At 75.8% G+C, this 19,102-nt stretch carries 18 protein-coding genes and 1 pseudogene; 11 read left to right on the top strand and 8 right to left on the bottom strand.

Annotated features, from left to right (window positions below):
* The first annotated feature begins 166 nt into the window (after positions 1-166).
* The 6 genes from EJA20_RS11525 to EJA20_RS11500 all read left to right on the top strand — a co-directional run bounded on the left by EJA20_RS11525 (position 167) and on the right by EJA20_RS11500 (position 6,259).
* Positions 167-625, top strand: a complete 459-nt coding sequence (locus EJA20_RS11525; RefSeq protein WP_129338298.1) for a type II secretion system protein — start codon at positions 167-169, stop codon at positions 623-625.
* Entirely contained in the window at positions 622-2,532 is a 1,911-nt protein-coding gene (locus tag EJA20_RS11520; RefSeq protein WP_164983952.1) for an Ig-like domain-containing protein, read from the top strand. The genes EJA20_RS11525 and EJA20_RS11520 overlap by 4 nt, the downstream gene beginning before the upstream one ends.
* Positions 2,529-3,224 carry a PulJ/GspJ family protein gene (locus tag EJA20_RS11515; RefSeq protein ID WP_129338296.1) on the top strand — a complete coding sequence of 232 codons (696 nt, stop codon included), beginning with the start codon at positions 2,529-2,531 and terminating at the stop codon, positions 3,222-3,224. Before EJA20_RS11520 ends, EJA20_RS11515 begins: the two co-directional genes overlap by 4 nt.
* The gene (locus tag EJA20_RS11510) at positions 3,221-4,786 is read left to right on the top strand and encodes an RICIN domain-containing protein (RefSeq protein WP_129338295.1); all 1,566 of its coding nucleotides are present in this window, start codon (positions 3,221-3,223) and stop codon (positions 4,784-4,786) included. Before EJA20_RS11515 ends, EJA20_RS11510 begins: the two co-directional genes overlap by 4 nt.
* Positions 4,787-4,904: 118 nt before the next feature.
* On the top strand, positions 4,905-5,399 hold the full coding sequence (locus EJA20_RS11505; RefSeq protein ID WP_129338294.1) for a VOC family protein: 495 nt from the start codon (positions 4,905-4,907) through the stop codon (positions 5,397-5,399).
* A gap of 71 nt (positions 5,400-5,470) precedes the next feature.
* Positions 5,471-6,259, top strand: coding sequence for an exodeoxyribonuclease III (locus EJA20_RS11500; RefSeq protein WP_240675412.1), 789 nt, complete (start codon positions 5,471-5,473; stop codon positions 6,257-6,259).
* Positions 6,260-6,297: 38 nt separating this feature from the next.
* On the opposite strand, the gene EJA20_RS11495 is transcribed toward EJA20_RS11500, so the two are convergent.
* From EJA20_RS11495 to EJA20_RS11465, 7 genes and pseudogenes are all read right to left on the bottom strand, one after another.
* Positions 6,298-7,344 (bottom strand): NAD(P)-dependent alcohol dehydrogenase, encoded by a 1,047-nt coding sequence (locus EJA20_RS11495; protein WP_129338292.1) that lies wholly within the window; start codon positions 7,342-7,344, stop codon positions 6,298-6,300.
* A 204-nt stretch (positions 7,345-7,548) separates the two neighbouring features.
* On the bottom strand, positions 7,549-8,763 hold the full coding sequence (locus EJA20_RS11490; protein WP_129338291.1) for an ABC transporter permease: 1,215 nt from the start codon (positions 8,761-8,763) through the stop codon (positions 7,549-7,551).
* Positions 8,760-9,638 (bottom strand): ATP-binding cassette domain-containing protein, encoded by an 879-nt coding sequence (locus tag EJA20_RS11485; RefSeq protein WP_129338290.1) that lies wholly within the window; start codon positions 9,636-9,638, stop codon positions 8,760-8,762. Before EJA20_RS11485 ends, EJA20_RS11490 begins: the two co-directional genes overlap by 4 nt.
* On the bottom strand, positions 9,638-10,666 hold the full coding sequence (locus tag EJA20_RS11480; RefSeq protein WP_240675420.1) for a permuted SH3 domain-containing protein: 1,029 nt from the start codon (positions 10,664-10,666) through the stop codon (positions 9,638-9,640). The genes EJA20_RS11485 and EJA20_RS11480 overlap by 1 nt, the downstream gene beginning before the upstream one ends.
* Before the next feature lie 107 nt (positions 10,667-10,773).
* Entirely contained in the window at positions 10,774-11,958 is a 1,185-nt protein-coding gene (locus tag EJA20_RS11475) for an Mrp/NBP35 family ATP-binding protein (RefSeq protein ID WP_205687473.1), read from the bottom strand.
* A gap of 343 nt (positions 11,959-12,301) precedes the next feature.
* Positions 12,302-12,811, bottom strand: a pseudogene (locus EJA20_RS19505) (DUF1003 domain-containing protein); the annotation flags it as partial.
* Positions 12,804-14,108, bottom strand: a complete 1,305-nt coding sequence (locus tag EJA20_RS11465) for a magnesium transporter MgtE N-terminal domain-containing protein (RefSeq protein ID WP_129338287.1) — start codon at positions 14,106-14,108, stop codon at positions 12,804-12,806. The gene EJA20_RS11465 and the pseudogene EJA20_RS19505, both read right to left, overlap by 8 nt.
* A gap of 137 nt (positions 14,109-14,245) precedes the next feature.
* On the opposite strand from EJA20_RS11465, the gene EJA20_RS11460 reads away from it, so the two are divergent.
* Positions 14,246-14,953, top strand: coding sequence for a YflT domain-containing protein (locus EJA20_RS11460; protein WP_129338286.1), 708 nt, complete (start codon positions 14,246-14,248; stop codon positions 14,951-14,953).
* 98 nt (positions 14,954-15,051) lie between these two features.
* Here EJA20_RS11460 and EJA20_RS11455 read toward each other — a convergent pair whose 3' ends face one another.
* Positions 15,052-16,587: an aminopeptidase P family protein gene (locus tag EJA20_RS11455; protein ID WP_240675418.1), complete on the bottom strand. Its 1,536-nt coding sequence runs from the start codon at positions 16,585-16,587 to the stop codon at positions 15,052-15,054.
* A gap of 132 nt (positions 16,588-16,719) precedes the next feature.
* Between EJA20_RS11455 and EJA20_RS11450 the strand changes: the two genes are divergently transcribed.
* The 4 genes from EJA20_RS11450 (at position 16,720) to EJA20_RS11435 (ending at position 18,927) form a co-directional block, all read left to right on the top strand.
* On the top strand, positions 16,720-17,562 hold the full coding sequence (locus EJA20_RS11450; protein WP_129338284.1) for a PHP domain-containing protein: 843 nt from the start codon (positions 16,720-16,722) through the stop codon (positions 17,560-17,562).
* The gene (locus EJA20_RS11445) at positions 17,559-18,176 is read left to right on the top strand and encodes a MarC family protein (protein WP_129338283.1); all 618 of its coding nucleotides are present in this window, start codon (positions 17,559-17,561) and stop codon (positions 18,174-18,176) included. Before EJA20_RS11450 ends, EJA20_RS11445 begins: the two co-directional genes overlap by 4 nt.
* Before the next feature lie 134 nt (positions 18,177-18,310).
* Complete coding sequence (locus EJA20_RS11440; RefSeq protein WP_129338282.1) at positions 18,311-18,721, top strand: hypothetical protein; 411 nt, start codon at positions 18,311-18,313, stop codon at positions 18,719-18,721.
* A 2-nt stretch (positions 18,722-18,723) separates the two neighbouring features.
* On the top strand, positions 18,724-18,927 hold the full coding sequence (locus EJA20_RS11435; RefSeq protein ID WP_129338281.1) for a helix-turn-helix transcriptional regulator: 204 nt from the start codon (positions 18,724-18,726) through the stop codon (positions 18,925-18,927).
* The last annotated feature ends 175 nt before the right edge of the window (positions 18,928-19,102 follow it).

The raw sequence follows: 19,102 nt of genomic DNA, 5'->3' as shown, positions 1-19,102 counted from the left end.
GCTCCGCCGGGTCCTCCGCCGGGTCCTCCGCCCGGTCCCCGCCGGCCCTCGGCCCAGCACCGTGAACCGGTGCTGCCGGACCCCTCACGAGTGGGCGCCGACCGGCCGAAAGGGACGGAGGGCGCCTCGGCGGTGCCCGTGCGACGGACCGGGGAGGGGGACGAGCATGCCCGCCCGTGCGCGACGCCCGACCGTGCGACCCGACAGCGGCTCCACGCTGGTCGAGGTCGTGGTCGTCTGCGCGATCCTGGCGGTCCTGGCCGCCATCGGGACCCTCTCGATCTCCGAGCGGCGCCAGCGCACCGTCGACGCGGCCCTGCGCGCCGACCTGCGCGCCGTGTCCCAGGCGGTGGAGACCTTCTACTCCGACCAGGCGGTCTACCCCGCCGCGGGGGCCCTGGCCGCCACCGGCGCGAGCGTGACGATCGCCGGGTCCGGCGCGCCCGCCGTGCTGGTGTCGGAGGGCAACACCCTGCGGTACGTGCGCACCGCCGCGGGCGACGCCTTCTGCCTGTACCTGGAGAACGCGTCCTCCACGCTCGGCGCGGGCAGGGGCTTCGCCTACGTCTCCAACCGCGGCGGCGAGCAGGGCGCGGCCGCGACCGGCACGTGCACCGTCCCGTGACGGCCGACGGCCCCGGCGCGACCGCCACCGGCCCGCTCACCCCGGGAGAGGGCACCGTGCGCCCGCACGGCGACGCCCGTGCCACCGGCACCGGTGCGGGTGCCGCCGGCACAGGGACAGGCACCGGCACGGGGACCGGCACGGACGCGGGCTTCACGCTCGTCGAGGTCGTCGTCGCCCTGGCGCTGCTCGCGCTCGTCGCCACCGCGGCGCTGTACGCCTTCACCCACGGGGCACGCACCCTGCGTCACCAGTCCCTGTCCGGGACGGCGGTCACGCTGGCCAACGACACCCTGGAGAGCGTGGCCTCGATCTCCCCCCGCCTCGTCGACGGGGCCACTCCGGTGCTCGCCGGACGCTCCGCGACCGCCGTCGACGCGGCGTGGCACGCCGCCTCGGCGACCTCGGCCGCCGTGCTCGCGCCGATGTACCGCGGCTTCGACGCCACCGCGACGGCCACCTCGACGCCCGCGGTCCCGATCACGGCGACCCGCACCGTCGACGGCGTCCCGTTCACCATCACCACGCTGATCGGCGTGTGCTACCAGCCGAACGCCACCCCCGACGCCCCCTGCTCCCTGGTCCCCGGCAGCACCACGGACCCCGCCCGCGACGTCAGCGGGTACGCCCGGATGCTGCGCGCCGTGGTGCTCGTGGAGTGGGTGCCCGGTGTCGGCACGTGCACCTCGACCCAGCCGTGCCGGTACCAGGTGGTCGGCGTGGTCGACCCCCACGAGGACCTGACCTGGAACACCGTCACGCGACCCCTGGCCAACGACGACGCGGTGACCGCGCCGATGGGCTCGACCACCTCGATCGACGTGCTGGCCAACGACATGATCGGCCAGACCACGAGCAACCCGCTGCGCAACGTGCAGGTCGTCTCCGGGGGCGGCGCGCTGACGCAGGGCGCCGACGGGCTCCTCACCTTCGTGGCGCCGACGTCGGCGTCGGGCGTCACGGTCGTGCGGTACTCCCTCACCGACGGCGCGGGACGGACCTCGAACACCGCCACGCTGCGGATCGGCGTGCCGCCGCGCGCCCAGCCGGACACCGCCTCGGCCGTGCAGGCCACGACGGTGACGATCCCGGTCACCGGCAACGACGTGGGCACCATCACGGCGGTCAAGGTCACCACGGCGCCGACGCGCGGCAGCGCCGTCGCGCAGGGCACGTCGGTCGTGCTCACGCCGCCGAGCAGCACCGGCACGGTCACCTTCGAGTACGTCGCCGTCGACACGGCCACGGGGCTGACGTCCTCCCCGGCCGTGGTGACCGTCGAGGTGTCCCCGTACCCGACCCCGCAGAACGCGGCCGACCTGGCCTTCCGCGTGCCCGCCGGCTCCGCGCTCCCCGACCTGGGGATGGCGGCCCGCACCGGCAACGGTCCCGGGTACGTGGCGCACGTGGTGCCCGGGTCCGGGTTCCAGGGGCAGCTGACCGTCGGGGGAGCCCCCTGGAGCAGCGCCCAGGCAGCCGGCGCCACGGTGGGCTACACCGCCCCGACGACCGTCGGCCGGTCCACCGCGGCCTTCCGCATGGGCACACCGGACAGCACCACCGCGGCCGGGGTGTGGTCGGCGACGCGGACCCTCACCCTCGAGGTGGCGCCCGCACCGGCGCCCGACGCCTTCACCGCCCCGCCCGGGGTGCCCGTGCTGCTGGACGTCGGCGCGAACGACACCCCCGCGACCTACGGCGCCGGTGGGGTGCAGATCGCCTCGGTCAGCACCCCCTCCTGCGGGTCGCTGGCCGGCACCCAGGGCGAGCAGGGCCGCGGCGTGCTGACCTTCTCCACCCCGCTGACCTCCGGCTCGTGCACCTTCACGTACACGGTCGGCGGCACCGGGGCGAGCACCGGCCTGCTGTCCGCGCCCGCCACCGTGACCGTCAAGGTCGGTCCGTGAGCGCGCCGCCGGTGCGCGACCGCCGGCGCGGGTGGCGGTGCCGCGTGGCCGCGGACGGGCGGGCCGACGGCGGCATGACCCTCGTCGAGCTCCTCGTCGCGATGAGCGTCTTCACCGTCGTCCTGGCGATCGCGATGTCGGCCGTCGTGTCGATGACGCGGGGCACCGCCGTGGCCGCGCAGCTGGCGGACGCCCAGCAGGGCACCCGCACCGCGTTCCAGCGCCTGGACCACCAGGTCCGGTACGCCGAGGCGGTGAACCGGCCCGGCGCCGGGCCGAGCGGCGCGGTCTACGTCGAGTGGCGCACCGGGGCGGTGTCCACCCCGACCGGCACGGCGCAGTGCACCCAGTGGCGCTACGACCCCACCGCGAGGACCCTCGCACGACGGTCGTGGCCGGACGTGACCGCCCCCACCGTCCAGGACTGGCAGGTGATGGTCACGGACGTGCTGCGTCCGGCGTCCGCGCCCGCCACGTACCCGTTCGTGGTCGCCCCGGCGACGGAGACCCGCCGGCGGCAGACGCTGACCCTGACGCTGCTGGTCGGGCCGGGCGAGAACGGCGCCCGCGTGACCACCTCCTCGGTGTTCGCCGCCCGCAACAGCAGCACGGGGTCCGTCTCCAACGCCGACGCCGACGGCAACGGCGCGAGCGACCTGCCGGTGTGCCTGTCGCTGGTGGGACGCCCGTGACCGGCGTCCGCGCCCGGGTGGCCCGCGCCGGGCAGCCGGACGACGCCGGGGTCGCGATGCTCACCACCCTCGTGGTCATCATGGTGCTCACGGGCCTGAGCATCCTGGTCCTGGGCATGGTGGTGGCGCAGACGGTGCCCGTGCAGCTCCAGCGGCAGCAGACCCGCACCGTCTACGCCGCCGAGGCCGGGATCGAGGCGGTCGTCGCGCAGATGCGCGGCGCCGCGGCCGCCGCCGACTACACCGGCGCCGTGTACGGCGACGCGCGGGGGCTGCCGTGCGCCCGCGCCGGCACCCTCAGCGACTCCCTGGGGGACCTGCGCTACGAGGCCACCGTGCAGTACTTCACGCAGGACCCGAGCACCCAGACGGCGGCGTGGCGCACCGCCAACGCCCTGCCGTGCTCGCCCTCCTACGGGCTCACCACCCAGCCCACGTTCGCGCGCATCGTCTCGGCCGGGACCGCCGTGACCGGGCCGCGGGTGGGCGGCGGGGTGGGGGACCGGTCGATGGTGTCGGTCTACCGCTTCAGGACCACCAGCGTGAACGTGCCCGGCGGGCGCATCTGGATGAAGGGGCGCACCGCCTGCCTGCGCGCCGACGCCCTGGCCCCCGGGGCCCGGATCACGTACGCCACGTCGCAGGTCTGCAACGCCGAGGACCAGTCCCTCACCCAGTGGGTCTACGCCAAGGACTACACGATCAAGCTGGCGGCCAGCACCTTCCCCGGCGAGACACCGCTGTGCATCACCCACACCTCGACCTACTCCGGCGGCGCCACCCCGACCTCCCTCCAGGCGTGCCGCACCGACGGCACCCGCTGGCAGCAGCTGTTCTCCTGGGAGGGCGGGGCCCGGTGGGTCGCCGAGAACTCCTCGATCACCGGGTACGCCACCGGCTGGTGCCTGACGTCCGGGCAGAGCAGCGGCACCGAGTCCCAGGTCGTCGGCCGCAGCCTGCACGTGCAGAACGCGTGCGGCTCGAACACCGTGTGGGGGTCCTTCGACCCCGACCCGTCCGTCGGCGCGGGGGCGGCCTCGGCGGCGACGAAGCAGGTCGTCAACTTCCTGGAGTTCGGCCGCTGCTTCGACGTCACCAACCGTGACGTCACGTGGGCCTACATGATCGTCTACCCCTGCAAGCAGGACCCGAACCCCTCGCAGGCGAACCTGGACTGGAACCACAGGTGGTTCTACGACGAGCCCGCGGCCGGGCAGCCCTCGGTGGTCACGACGATCTCGGTGCTGAAGGACAACTCCACCAGCAGGCGCTACTGCCTGTCGGTCGAGCCGGGCGGCGTGAACCCCCACCCCACGCTGGTCACCCCGTGCAACCCCGAGGACGCCCGGCAGCAGTGGACCCGCTACGGCGACACCGGCGCGACCGGCACCTCGTACATCTTCGTCGACTCGTGGGGGCGGTGCATCGACACCGGGCCCCGGTACGGCGACTACTCGACGCTGGTGGCCGCCTCGTGCACCGGCAACACGAGCCAGAAGTGGAACGCCGCGGCGCAGAGCCCCACGGCCAGCCTGACCGCCTACGCGGAGGTCTACGGCTGACGGACGGCGGAGGGGCTCGGCGCGCCAGGTCGGGGGCGCCCGATGAGTCCGGGCGCCCCCGTGGGTCTGCCGGGGTGTGGTGCCGCACCGGGCGGCGCCGGGGACGAGGACGGCGACGATGACCGGTCTGCGCGCGCACCTGTGGTTCGACCGGGACGGCCACGACGCCGCCCGCTTCTACGCCGAGCACATCCCCGGCACGACGATCACCCGGGAGGTCTCCGCGCCCGACGGCACGCCGGGCGTCCCGGCCGGCGCCCCGTTCATCGTCGAGCTGACGATGATGGGCCTGCCCCTGACGTTCCTGTCCGCCGGGCCGTCGCAGCGGCTCTCGGAGGCGTTCAGCTTCTCCCTCGAGTGCGAGGACCAGGACGAGGTCGACCGCTACTGGGACCTGCTGACGTCCGACGGCGGCCGCCCCGGGCCGTGCGGGTGGTGCACGGACCGGTTCGGGGTGTCCTGGCAGGTGACGCCCGCGGGCCTGGACGCGCTCATCGCCGGCACGGACGACCCGGAGGCCTCGGGGCGCGCGATGCGGGCCATGCTGACGATGCACAAGCTGGACCTGGCGGCGCTGCGGGCGGCCTACGACGGGGAGAGCGTCAGCGCCTGAGCGCCTGAGCGCCTGAGCACCCGGGCCGGCGGGGCACGGGCGGGCCGGCGGCATGGGGGAGGATGTCCCGCGTGCTGACCGTCGCCACCGTGAACGTCAACGGCATCCGCGCCGCCTTCCGCCGGGGGATGGGCGCCTGGCTCGACGAGCGCAAGCCCGACGTCCTGCTGCTCCAGGAGGTCCGCGGCTCCGACGAGGTGCTGGCCGACCACCTGTCGCCCGACGACTGGCACCTCGCGCACGAGGCGTCGACGACGAAGGGCCGGGCGGGAGTGGCGATCGCCTCCCGGCTGCCGGTCTCCGCGGTGCGGGTGGGGCTCGGCACGGGCGTCGACGGCGACGCCGGGCGCTGGGTCGAGGCGGACGTCGAGGCCCCGGGCGGCACCCTCACCGTCGTCTCCGCCTACCTGCACTCGGCCACCGTCGGGACGCCGTCGCTCGACGAGAAGTACGCCTACCTCGAGCACGTCACCGCCCGGCTCGCCGCGCTGCGGGACACGGCCGCGGTCGTCGCCGGCGACCTCAACATCGCCCACCGCGAGGTCGACCTCAAGAACTGGAAGGGCAACCTGAAGGCGGCGGGCTTCCTGCCGCAGGAGCGCGCCTACCTCGACCGCTGGTTCGACGGGCTCGGCTGGCGGGACCTCGGCCGCGACCTCGGCGGCCCGGGGCCGGGGCCGTACACGTGGTGGTCGTGGCGCGGGAAGGCCTACGACAACGACGCCGGCTGGCGGATCGACTACCAGCTGGCGACGCCGTCGCTGGCGCCCGCCGCGGTGCGCGCCGTCGTGGACCGCGCCCCCACGTACGCGGAGCGGTTCTCCGACCACGCGCCCCTCGTCGTCGAGTACGACCGCTGACGCCGGGTCCCGGCCGCGCGGCCGGGACCCGGTCCCCGTCAGTCGAGCGTGCTCGTGTCGATGACGAAGCGGTAGCGCACGTCGGAGGCCAGCACGCGCTCGTACGCCTCGTTGACCTGGTCGGCCCGGATGGTCTCGATCTGCGCCGCGATGCCGTGCTCGGCGCAGAAGTCGAGCATCTCCTGGGTCTCCGCGATGCCGCCGATCGTCGAGCCCGCGAAGGAGCGCCGGAACGGGATGAGGGAGAACACCGCGAGGCTGAGGGGCTTCTCGGGGGCGCCGACGTTGACCAGCGTGCCGTCGACCGCGAGGAGCGAGAGGTAGGCGTCGAGGTCGATCTCGGCGCTCACCGTGTTGATGATCAGGTCGAACGAGCCGCGCAGCCGCTCGAAGGTGCCCGGGTCGGACGTGGCGGCGTAGTGGTCCGCGCCGAGGCGCAGGCCCTCCTCCTGCTTCTTGAGGGACTGGGACAGCACGGTGACCTCGGCCCCGAGCGCGTGGGCCAGCTGCACGCCCATGTGGCCCAGGCCGCCGAGCCCGACGACGGCGACGCGCGTGCCGGGGCCGGCCCCCCAGTGCCGCAGCGGCGAGTACGTCGTGATGCCGGCGCACAGCAGGGGGGCGGCCACGTCGAGCCCGAGCGCGTCGGGGATGCGCAGCACGAAGCCCTCCGTGACGACGATCTCCTGGGAGTAGCCGCCCTGGGTCGGCTGCCCGTCGCGGCCGACGGAGGCGTACGTGCCGGTGTTGCCGCGCAGGCAGTGCTGCTCCTCGCCCTTGCGGCAGCTCGCGCACTCCCCGCAGGAGTCGACCATGCAGCCGACGCCCACGCGGTCGCCGACGGCGAACCGGGTGACCTCCGGCCCGACCTCCGCGACGACCCCGGCGATCTCGTGGCCGACGACGATGGGGTACGTCGTCGGGCCCCACTCGCTGCGGGCCGTGTGGATGTCGGAGTGGCAGATGCCGGCGTACCGGATGTCGATGCGGACGTCGTGGGGGCCGACGTCGCGGCGCTCGATCGTCGTCGGGACGAGGGGCTCCGTCGCGGAGGGCGCGGCGTAGGCCTTGACGGTGGTGGGCATGCGTCTCCTGCACGTGGTGGTCCGGGTCCCTCGCCCGGGCCGCGGGGGCCGGCGGGCGGAGGGGGAGAGGGGTCGGCGACCCGCGGTGCGGGGGCCCGACACCGTCGAGACTAACGGCGCCGGGCGCTCCGGGCCGGTCCGGCGGGGGGTCGTGGGGTGCCCTCTCAGGGCGCGCCGGCGGAGGCCCACCCCGGTGCGCCGCGGCTAGTAGCGGATGGCGTCGATGACCTTCACGCGCACCGCGACGATCGCGGGGATGAGCCCGGCCAGCGCCCCGACGCCCGTGGCCGCGGCCATCCCGACGAGCGCGGCCGACACCGGGAACGGCGGGACCTCCTGGATCTGCCCGCCGAAGACGCGGTCGACGGGGATGGACTTGATGATGGCGACGGCCAGCACCACGCCCACGAGCCCGGCGACGACGGTGGCGACGACGGACTCCATGAGCACGCCGAAGAACACGCGTCCCGACGTCGCGCCGAAGGACCGGCGGATGCCGATCTCCCGGATGCGGTACCGGACGGTGACGAGCGCGATGTTCACCAGGCCGAGCCCGCCGAGCAGCAGCGCGAAGCCTCCGACACCGATGCCCACCCAGCGCGCGGCGCCGTCGATGTCGAAGCTCTCCGTGAAGCGGTTGTCCCAGATGTCGACCTGCATCCCGGGCACGGCGGCGGCGACGTCGCGGCGCAGCCGGGCCGTGAGGTCGTCGGCGAGCTCGGGCGGCACCCAGACGGCGAGCGTGGGCGCGCCGCCGCCGAAGGCGGAGCTGCCGTCCGTGCCCATCCACCGCGCCCTCTGGTCGTACAGGATCATCGCGGTGGGCTCGGGGTTCTCCCACGGCTCGTCCATGACGCCGATGACGGTGGCGCGGACGGGGTCGTCCCGGCCGAGCAGCACGGTCGGGTGCGTCTCGACGCCGCCGACGCCGAGCCGGTCGAGGAAGGCCCGGTTCACGACGAGCGTCGGCGCGAAGGCCTCGGCATCGGCCGTGGCGAACCAGCGGCCCTCCGACAGGCTGATGCGCTGGAGGATGCCCGCGGCGGGGTCGACGGCGCGCAGCGGCACCTCGTAGCGGCCGTCGGGGAAGCGGACGGAGCCGCCGGTCTGGAAGTCCCGGGTGGACCAGGTGAGCCCGTAGCGGTCCAGCGCCTCGGCGTAGGCGGCGTCGAGCGCGGCGTTCTGGTCGGCCGTCGGCACGCCCGTCGCGCTCCAGGCGTTGACGTTGAGGGTCACCTGGCGGCCGTTCGCGCGGTCGGCCTGCTCGTCGAACGCCTGCTGGAGCATGGCGACCGCCGCCGTGACCCCGGTGATCGCCGTGACGGCGGCCGCGACGCCGATCAGCGCCAGCAGCACCCGCAGCCGGTGGATCCGCAGCTCGTCCCAGGCCTCGACGAGCGCGCCGACGAACCCGCTCACCGCGCCCCCTCCCGGTCGCGCCGCTCGTCGGGCGTGGCGGCCGGCACGGACGGGCCGAGCACGGGCGGCAGGTCGAGCGCGCGCGCCCCGGGGACGGGGTCACCCGCCACGGCCGTCCCGTCCGGCCCCTCGCCGTGCACCACGTGCACCGGGACGTCGCCCACCCACTCCGTCACGCGGCCGGGGGCGTCCAGCGCGATGGGCACCAGGACGCCGTCGGTGAGGCGGTAGCACCGCTGGGCGCGGGCGGCCACGGACAGGTCGTGGGTGATGGTGACGAGGGCGGCGCCCGTCTCGGCGGCCACCTCGTCGAGCAGGTCCATGATCGCCCCGCCCGTCTCGACGTCGAGGGCGCCGGTGGGCTCGTCGGCGAGGATGACGCGCGGGCCGCGGACGAGCGCGCGGGCGATCGCCACGCGCTGCTGCTCGCCGCCGGACAGCTTCTCCGGCATCGTCTCGAGCCGGTCGCCGAGGCCGACCCGGTCGAGCATCGCGGCCGCCAGCGAGGTGCGGCGCCAGAACTGCCGGCCGCTGGCGTAGAGCAGGGGGGCGGCGACGTTCTCCAGGGCGGTGCGCCCGGGCAGGAGGTTGAACTGCTGGAAGACGAAGCCGAAGTCCCGGCCCCGGCGCTTCGTGCGGGTGCGGGAGGAGAGCTGCCCGATGGGGACCCCCTCGAGCAGGTACTGGCCCGCGGTGGGCGCGTCGAGCAGGCCCAGGATGTTCAGCAGCGTGGACTTGCCCGTGCCGGACCTGCCGACGACCGACACGTGCTCGCCGGTCCCCACGGCGAGGTCGACGCCGCGCAGGATCTCCAGCCGCCGGTCGTCCGGGAGCAGGACCGTGCGCGTCACGCCCGACAGCTCGAGCAGCGCCATCAGCCGCAGACCGCGGGGTCGTACTGCGCGGGGTCGGCGCAGTTCGTCGCGTCGTCGGCGACGGGGATGAACTGCAGCACCTGCTCGCCGACCTCGAGGCCCGAGGTGACCTGGACGTTCTCGCCGTCGGTCAGGCCGAGGCCGACCTGGCGCATCTCGCCCTCGGGCAGCTCGGGCGTGACCACCCAGACGTTGCCCGACTGCACGGAGCCCTGGACGGCGGTGACGGGCACGACGGGGCCCTCCGCCTGGCCGTTGGTGATGGACACGTCCGCGCCCAGGCCGGCGAAGGCCGTGACCCCGGCCGGGACGGCGCAGGAGACGGTGCCCGAGGCGGTCTCGGCCGGCAGGCCGGTGCCCGGGTCGACGCCCCCGCCGGCGCCACCGCCCGCACCCGCCGCGGCCGCGCCGATCCGCATGCCCGTGCAGGTGAAGGGCGCCGGGCCGCCGCGGAGCGTCACCTGCGCCTCCGTCGGCGGGTTGAGCAGCCGGTACTGCTGCTCCGGCGTCAGCGTGGCCGTGATGCTCAGCGTGCCGGGCGCGAGGGAGGCGACCTCGTCGCCGATCGTCACCTCCTGGCCGACGAGCGTCGGCAGCGTCACCGTGCCCGCGACGGGGGCCTTCACGGCCGTCACCGTCACCTTCGGCGCCCGCTCCTGGATCGTCTCGACCCCCGTCGCCTCGTCGAACGACACGACGGGGTCCTGCGGCGTCTCCGTGCGGATCTCCAGGAGCGTCGCGTCCTTGTCGACCGCCTGGCCCGTCCCGACGAGGAGCTTGGAGACCGTGCCGGCGGCGGTGGCCTTCACGGGGACGGCCGGGTCGGCGACGACCGACCCCGCGACGTCCACCGTGTTGACGACGGTGCCCGTCGTCACCTCGACCGTCGGCTCGACGAGCTGCCCGCCGGGCTGCAGCGGGTCGGCCTCGGCGGACAGGTCGGCGCCGGCGAAGGCGATGCGCACGAGCGCGACCGCGATGACGGCCCAGACCAGCAGGCGCAGGGACGGGAAGACGATGCGGCGCATGACGCCCACGCGGGCTCCTCGGTGAGATCTGCGCGGCTCCCCCTGAGCCCCGTGCGGGCGACCCTAGCGCTCGCGGGCCCCCCTCCGGGGCACCCCGGCCGGGACGGTCAGCGGCCCGCCGGGGTCAGGCCCAGGGACATCCCGGCCAGCCCGCGGCGCCGCGCGCCGAGCGCGTCGGCCACCGCCCGCAGGGCCCGCGCGCCGGCGGAGGCGGGGTCGGCGAGCACCACGGGGGCGCCCGCGTCGCCGGCCGCCCGCACCGGCACGTCGAGCGGCACCTGAGCCAGCAGCGGCACGTCCGTGCCCGTCAGGCGCGAGAGGTTGGCGGCGACCTGCTGCCCGCCGCCGGACCCGAAGACCTCGAGCCGGGAGCCGTCGGGGGACTCGAGCCACGACATGTTCTCGACGACGCCCACGACGCGCTGGTGCGTCTGGACCGCCACGGACCCGGCGCGCTCGGCGACCTCGGCCGCCGCCGGCTGCGGGGTGGTGACGACGACGATCTCGCTGCCCGGCAGCAGCTGGGCCACGGAGATGGCGATGTCGCCCGTGCCCGGGGGCAGGTCGAGGAGCAGCACGTCCAGGTCGCCCCAGAACACGTCGGCGAGGAACTGCTGGAGCGCGCGGTGGAGCATGGGGCCGCGCCAGACGACGGGCTGGCCCGGCGGGACGAACATGCCGATGGAGACGACCTTCACGCCGTGCGCGACGGGCGGCAGCAGCATGTCGTCGACCCGCGTCGGCGGGCGGTCGACGCCGAGCATGCGCGGGATGGAGAAGCCGTGGATGTCCGCGTCGACGACGCCCACCCGCAGCCCGTCCGCCGCGAGGGCCACCGCGAGGTTCGCCGTGACCGTCGACTTGCCCACGCCGCCCTTGCCCGAGGCGATGGCGTAGACCTTCGTGAGGGAGCCGGGCTGGGCGAAGGGGATGACCGGCTCCCCGGCGCCGCCGCGCAGCTGCGACCGCAGCGCCGCCCGCTGCTCCGTGCTCATCGCGCCGAGCACCACCTCGACCGCCGCGACGCCCGGCACGGCGGCGACCGCGGCCGTGACGTCCCGCGTCAGCGTGTCCTTCATGGGGCAGCCGGCCACCGTGAGGTCGATGCCGACGACCACCCGGCGCCCGTCGGCCCCGGCCTCGCCCAGGTCGACGCCCCGGACCATGCCGAGCTCGGTGACGGGGCGGCGGATCTCCGGGTCCTGCACCCTCCCGAGCGCCGTGCGGATCGCGGCGACGAGGGCCTCGTCGGCCGGGGGGCCCGCGACGGGCACGGCGGGGTCAGCGGGCATGGGCCTCATCGTAGGTGCCGTCCGCGGAGGTCCCCGGGGCCGGGGGTCCCGGGGGCGTGGCCCCGAGCGCGGTCGCCCCTGCCGGGCGCGCTCCGGCCGGGGGCGGATCCTCGGCCGGGGGCTGATCGGGGAGCGTGTCCTCGAGGGAGGGCCCGACGACGGCGGGTACGTCGGGGCCCGCGACCGCGGGCGCGGCGGCCGCGGGCTCGGCGACGGCGTCCGCGGTGACCACGGGCAGCGCCGTCGTCGCCGGCCCGCGCTCGCGGCGGCGCCGGGCCTTCTTGCTCCCCTTGCGCTCGCCCTTGCGCTCCCCCTTGCGGGGGTCGCCGCCCCGGGCCTCGCCGGCCTCGTCGTCCCCGGACCCCTCGTCGTCCTCGTCCTCGTCGGACACGAGCTCGTCGAGGAGGTTGCGCAGCTCGGAGCGCACGAAGTCGCGCGTGGCCACCTCGTTGAGCGCGATGCGCAGCGCGGCGACCTCGCGGGCGAGGAACTCCGTGTCGGCGAGGTTCCGCTCCGCGCGGTTGCGGTCGAGGTCGGCCTGCACCCGGTCGCGGTCCGTCTGGCGGTTCTGCGCGAGGAGGATGAGCGGCGCCGCGTAGGAGGCCTGCAGCGACAGCATGAGCGTGAGGGCGGTGAAGCCGTTCGCCGCCCGGTCGAACCGCACGTCCTGCGGGGCGAGCGAGTTCCACAGGATCCACACGATGCAGAACAGCGTGAGCCAGAGGATGAACGTCGGGGTCCCGAGGAAGCGGGCGATGGACTCCGAGATGCGCCCCGAGGCGTCCTGGTCGAACTGCGGCCGCGGGATGAGCCGGCGGCCGCGCTCGCGCGGGGTGTCGAGGCGGTCAGCCACGGCGCACCGCCGCGGGGCCGGTCGTCGTGCCCGTCGGGCGGACGGGCGCCGGGGCGTCGGTCTCCCGCCAGTCCTCGGGCAGGAGGTGGTCGAGCACGTCGTCCACGGACACCGCGCCGAGGAGCCGGCGGGCGTCGTCGACGACGGGCAGCGCGAGCAGGTTGTAGGTGGCGAGGTGCCGGGTCACCGCCTGGAGGTGGGCGTCCGCGTGCACGGCCTCGATGTCCGTGTCGACGATGGACCCGATGGGCTCGTGCGGGGGCTCGCGCAGCATCCGTTGCAGGTGCACGACGCCGATGAAGCGGCCCGTCGGCGTCTCCAGCGGCGGGCGCGCGACGAACACCATCGACGCCAGCGCGGGGGTGAGGTCCTGCCGTCGCACGTGCGCCAGGGCCGCCGCGATCGGGGTCTCCGGGCCGAGGATGACGGGATCGGTCGTCATGAGGCCGCCCGCGGTGTTGTCCTCGTAGGCCAGCAGGCGCCGCACGTCGCGCGCCTCCTCGGGCTCCATGAGCTCGAGCAGCTCGGCCGCCTGCTCGTCGGGCAGCCCGCCGAGGAGGTCGGCGGCGTCGTCGGGCTGCATGGCCTCGAGCACGTCGGCGGCGCGGTCGAGGTCGAGCACGCGCAGGATCTCGACCTGGTCGTCCTCGGGCAGCTCCTCGAGCACGTCGGCGAGCCGCTCGTTGTCCAGCGCCGCGGCGACCTCGAGCCGGCGGGTGCTGGCGAGGTCGTGCAGGCGGTCGGCGAGGTCGGCCGGCTTGAGCTCGGAGTACTGCGCGAGCAGGGACTGGGTGCCCTGCCGCGTGGTGCGCCCGCCGAGGCCCTCCACGGCGCGGACGTCGACCACCATCGTCTCGCCGCGGCGGCGCAGGAGGTTCTGCGCCTTGCCGACGGGCCGGCGCACGAAGAGGCGGGTGACCTCCCAGTCGCGGTTGCGCTGCCGCTCGATGGCGGCGTCCTCCACGACGACCTCGTCGCCGCTCTCGACGAGGCGCACGGCGCGGTCGAGGAGCTCGCCGACGACGAGGGTCTCCACCGCCCGCTGCTCGAAGCGCCGCATGTTCAGCAGGCCCGTCGAGATCACGCGCCCGGGGTCGATGGAGGTGACCCGGGTGACGGGGAGGAAGACGCGACGCCGGCCGGGGACCTCGACGACGAGGCCGACGGCACGGGGTGCCCGCTTCTCCCGCTGGAGCACCACGACGTCGCGGACGCGGCCCACCTGGTCCCCGATGGGGTCGAAGACGGCGGTCCCCGCCAGACGGGCGACGAAGACAGGGTTCCCGGCGCCGCTCACGCCGTCAGCCTAGACGGCGGCCGGAGGCCGGAGGCCTCCGGCCGGAGGCTGGGAGCCCTCTGGGCGGCGGCTGCCGGTCTCCTGCGGATGTGCTGCGACACCGCGACGGGCCGGGCCGCGGCGGCGATGATGGGGGCATGTCGTTCTCCGGTACCCAGCGCGTCCCACGGACCCCCACGCTGCCGAAGGGGGAGACCGTCGCGCTCTACGAGAGCTACCTCGAGGCCCAGCGCGCCGTCGACCACCTCTCCGACAAGGAGTTCCCCGTCCAGCACGTCACCATCGTCGGCAACGACCTGAAGATGGTGGAGCGCGTCATCGGGCGGCTCACCTACCCGCGCGTCGCGCTGTCGGGCTTCGCCTCGGGCGCCTGGTTCGGGCTCTTCGTCGGGTGGCTCCTCGGGATCTTCTCCGGGCAGCTGCTCTCGACGATCCTCGCCGGCGTCCTCATCGGCGGCGCCTTCGGCCTGCTCTTCGGCGTCATCGCGTACGCCTTCACCGGCGGCAAGCGCGACTTCACCTCGAGCAGCCAGATCGTGGCCTCGTCGTACGCCGTGCTCTGCCAGCCCGAGAAGGCGCACCAGGCGCGTTCGCTCCTCGCCGAGGTGGGCGGCGTGCAGTCCGGCTGGCCCGCGCGCCCGGCCCCCGCCGCCGGGCCGCAGGTCCCCAGTCCTTCCGCACCCGTCGGGCCGCAGGGCCAGGGCGGGCCCGGGCCCTTCGCGCCGCCCGCCCCGCAGCCGTCGCCGCAGCCGTGGGGCTCTCCCACCCCGCCGCCGCCCGCCCCGGGTGCCGGTGACGGGCGCGTCGCGGGCGAGGAGGGCCGGACGGGCTCCTCCGCCCTCTGACCCCCCCCTTGCCGCGGGGCGCTCGACCGCGGACGCGACGAGGGGCCCGGGGCGACCGGTTGACGGTCGCCCCGGGCCCCTCGGCGTCGGACCGGCGGTCAGCCGCCGAGCAGGTCCGCCATCCACGCCTCGACGGCGTCGGGGTCGCGCGGCAGGGCTGCGGAGAGGTTGACCGGGCCCTCGGCCGTGACGAGCACGTCGTCCTCGATCCGCACGCCGATGCCCCGGTACTCCTCGGGCACGAGCCGGTCGTCGGACTTGAAGTACAGCCCGGGCTCGACGGTGAAGACCATCCCCGGCTCGATGACGCCGTCGACGTACATCTCCTTGCGGGCCTGGGCGCAGTCGTGGACGTCCAGCCCCAGGTGGTGGCTCGTCCCGTGCACCATCCAGCGCCGGTGGTGCTGGGCGTCGGGGTCGAGGGCCTCCGCGGCGGTGCCGGGCAGCAGCCCCCACGCGGCGAGGCGGTCGGCGATCACCTCCATGGCGGCGGCGTGCACGTCGCGGAAGCGGGCGCCGGGCACCGCGGCGGCGAGGGCCGCGTCGGCGGCGTCCAGCACCGCCTGGTAGACCTTCCGCTGCGTCGGCGTGAAGCGGCCGTCGGCGGGCAGCGTGCGGGTGACGTCGGCGGTGTAGAGGGAGTCGACCTCGACCCCCGCGTCGACGAGCACGAGCTCGCCCGCGCGGACGGGGCCGTCGTTGTCCGTCCAGTGCAGCGTCGTCGCGTGCTCCCCGGCGGCGGCGATGGTCTCGTAGCCCACCGCGTTGCCCTCCTGGCGCGCCCATCCGACGAAGACGCCCTCGAGCACCCGCTCGCCGCGCCGGTGGGCCCGGGCCTCGGGCAGTGCGCGGACGAGGCGGGCGAAGCCCTCGACGGTCGTGTCGACCGCGAGGCGCATCTGCTCGACCTCGTGCGCGTCCTTCACCAGACGCAGCTCGGCGAGGGCCTCGACGAGGCGCTCGTCGGCGCGGCCGGCGGCCTCGTCGGCCCGGATCTCCGCCACGACGGCGTCGACCGCGGCGTCCACGCCCGGCACGGCGCGCAGCTGCACGCCGTCCGGGCCCACGTCCTTGGCGAGCGCGTCCCGCAGCGCGTCGAGGTCCGCGGTCTCCAGGCCCGTCTCGGCCGCCACGTCCTCCAGGGTCGGCCGGGCGCCCACCCAGAACTCCCCGGAGCGGGCGTCGGAGAAGAACTCGTCCGTGTCGCGGCCCGCCAGGGGCCGCAGGTGCAGCACGGCGCGGTGGCCGGCGGGGGTGCCGTCGGCGTCGGGGAGCGGGTGCAGGACGAGGACCGCGTCGGGCTCGCGCTCGCCGCCGAGCCCCGTGAGGTGCGCGAACGCCGAGTGCGGGCGGAAGCGGTGGTCCGTGTCGTTCGAGCGGACCGTCAGCGCGCCCGCGGGCACGACGAGGCGCTCGCCCGGGAACAGCGCCGACAGCCGGGCGCGCCGGGCGGCCGCGAAGGGGGCCGCCGGCAGCGGGACGGCCGAGGACGGGGGCCGCGGTGCCCAGCCGGACGTCATGTACGCGACGAACGCCTCCGAGCGCGGGCGCTGCGAGCGGTTGGACCCGCGGTCGGCGAGCGCCTGTGCCTGTGCCTGCGTCTGCGCCTCGGCGTCGGCCGGCTCGGCGGGCAGGTCGAGGGGGGCGGTGGCGGCGGGGCCGTCCGGGGTGCGCGCGTCGGTCACCGGCCCATCGTCGCACCGCCCGCCGACGCCCGGCACGGGGCGCGGTCGGGAGGGCCGCGCCCGCGTGGGTACGGTGGCCCGGTGCGTGCCGACCTCCACACCCATTCCGCGGCGTCGGACGGCACCCAGAGCCCGGCCGAGCTCGTCGGGGCCGCAGCCGCGGCGGGCCTCGACGTCGTCGCCGTGACGGACCACGACACCACGGCGGGCTGGGACGAGGCGGCCGCCGCGGCGGTCGCGCACGGCGTGGCCCTCGTCCGCGGCACGGAGATCTCCACCCTCAGCGGGTGGGTCAGCGTGCACCTGCTGAGCTACCTGCACGACCCGGCGGAGCCCGCCCTCGCCGCCGAGCTCGAGCAGACCCGGCGCTCGCGGCTGGGACGGGCCCGCGCGATGGTCGACCTCCTGTCCCGTGACCTGCCCATCACCTGGGACGACGTGCGGGCGCAGGCCGTGGGGGCGGTGTCCGTCGGCCGGCCCCACATCGCCGACGCCCTGGTGGCGGCGGGGGTCGTGCCCGACCGCGACACCGCCTTCGCGCACCTCCTGCGGGCCGGCGGCCCGTACTTCGTCCCCCACCACGCGCCGAGCACGGCCGCGGCCGTGCGCCTGGTCCGCGCGGCCGGCGGCGTGCCCGTGCTCGCGCACCCGGGCGCCGACGCGCGCGGCCGGACGATCCCCGACGAGGTCTTCGACGAGCTCGCCGCCGAGGGGCTGGCAGGCATCGAGGTGGACCACCGCGACCACACGCCCGCCCAGCGCGACCGGCTGCGCGCCATCGCCGCGCGGCTGGACCTGCTCGTCACGGGGTCGAGCGACTTCCACGGCACCGGCAAGGCCAACCGCCTGGGGGAGAACCTCACGGACGCGCACGTCGTCGCCGCGATCGAGGAGCGGGGCCGCCTGGGCGTGGTGCGCGCGTGACGGGCTTCGACCCGCAGCTCCTGCTGTCCGTCTTCATCACGCTGTTCGTCATCATGGACCCGCCCGGCACGGTGCCGATCTTCCTGGCGCTCACCGGCGCGATGACGCGGGCGGAGCGGGCGCGGGCGGCGCGGCAGGCCGTCCTGGTGGCGTTCGGCGTGGTGGTGGCGTTCGCGGTGTTCGGGCAGCAGCTGCTGGCGTTCATGCACATCTCCCTGCCCGCGCTGCAGGCCTCCGGCGGGCTGCTGCTCCTCGTCGTGGCGATGGAGCTGCTCACGGGCAAGGCGGAGGAGCCGGCACCGGCCGCGGGCGGCTCCGTGAACGTCGCGCTCGTGCCGCTGGGCACGCCCCTGCTGGCGGGGCCCGGCGCGATCGTCGCGACGATGGTCTTCGTCCAGCAGGCGGACGGGCCCCTGGACTGGGTCGCCATCGCCGTCGGCGTCGTGGGCGTGCACGTCTGCCTCTGGCTGGCCATGCGGTTCGCGGGTCTCGTGCACCGGGTGCTGGGGGACTCCGGCACGACCCTCGTCACCCGCATCGCGGGCCTGCTGCTCGCCGCCATCGCGGTGCAGCTCGTCGCGGACGCCGTGATCGCCTTCGTCGAGGCGGCCTGAGCCCTCCGCCGCTCCCGGCGCGCCGGGGCCGGGCCGGGACCGCACGGCCGCAGGAGTCAAGTGTGCTTGACCTCTGACGTGCGGGGGCCTACGGTCGTCGAGTCAAGCACGCTTGTCTCGTCGGAGGAGTGGTCATGGGTCGTCGGGTGCTGGCCGTGCTGGCGGGGGTCGCTCTCGCGGCCGCCCTCGGAGGGGTCGCGGCGCTGCTGCGCGACGAGGACCGCCTCCTGGTGTTCGCCGTCTTCACCGCGAGCACCCTCGCGCCCGCGGTCGCGACGGCCCTGCTGCTGCTCGTGTGGATCCCGCAGCGGACCGAGCTGGCGCCCGTGGAGCGGCCCGACGACGTCGAGCGGGTCTGGTGGCTGGCGGCCTCCTCGGGGGCGTTCCTCGACCTCATGGCCCTGCTGGGACTGGGGCTCGTGGTCGTCAGCGTGACGGACGTCGGCGCGGCCGAGCCGTCCGTCGTGCTCCTGGCCGTGCTGCTGCTCGGCTGGGCGGACGTGGCCGTGCGCTGGACCCGGCAGCGCCGCCTCGAGGCCGCCTGAGCGTGCGCAACGACATCGCCGACCGGCGGCGCGCGCGCGGCTGGACGCAGGCCGATCTCGCGGAGCGGCTCGAGGTCTCGCGGCAGACCGTGGTCTCGCTCGAGCGCGGCCGGTTCGACCCGTCCCTGCCGCTCGCGTTCCGCCTGGCACGGCTGTTCGGCACGACCATCGAGGACGTGTTCGACCCCGACGCGCCGGGGGGCTAGGGCAGGGACGGGCTTCGCGCCGACGGGCCGGGGCCGCGAGGGGCGGGGGCCGCGCCGGGCGGGGACGGGCGAGGGCCGGCACGCGGGTGCGTGCCGGCCCTCGTCGTGCCCGGCGGGCGCCGGTCGGGCGGCCTACTCGGCGGGGGTGCCGGCCGGGGCGCCGTCCTCGCCCGGC

Source organism: Cellulomonas endophytica, from assembly GCF_004123805.1.
Lineage (GTDB): Bacteria > Actinomycetota > Actinomycetes > Actinomycetales > Cellulomonadaceae > Cellulomonas > Cellulomonas endophytica.
This window is presented reverse-complemented; position numbering and strand designations above follow the sequence as displayed.

Bases quoted from the DNA above. Each gene is read 5' to 3' on its own strand.
- EJA20_RS11525 (WP_129338298.1), top strand. From the start codon at position 167: ATGCCCGCCCGTGCGCGACGCCCGACCGTGCGACCCGACAGCGGCTCC.
- EJA20_RS11505 (WP_129338294.1), top strand. From the start codon at position 4,905: ATGACCGGTCTGCGCGCGCACCTGTGGTTCGACCGGGACGGCCACGAC.
- EJA20_RS11495 (WP_129338292.1), bottom strand. From the start codon at position 7,344: ATGCCCACCACCGTCAAGGCCTACGCCGCGCCCTCCGCGACGGAGCCC.
- EJA20_RS11485 (WP_129338290.1), bottom strand. From the start codon at position 9,638: ATGGCGCTGCTCGAGCTGTCGGGCGTGACGCGCACGGTCCTGCTCCCG.
- EJA20_RS11480 (WP_240675420.1), bottom strand. From the start codon at position 10,666: ATGCGCCGCATCGTCTTCCCGTCCCTGCGCCTGCTGGTCTGGGCCGTC.
- EJA20_RS11475 (WP_205687473.1), bottom strand. From the start codon at position 11,958: ATGCCCGCTGACCCCGCCGTGCCCGTCGCGGGCCCCCCGGCCGACGAG.
- EJA20_RS11460 (WP_129338286.1), top strand. From the start codon at position 14,246: ATGTCGTTCTCCGGTACCCAGCGCGTCCCACGGACCCCCACGCTGCCG.
- EJA20_RS11440 (WP_129338282.1), top strand. From the start codon at position 18,311: ATGGGTCGTCGGGTGCTGGCCGTGCTGGCGGGGGTCGCTCTCGCGGCC.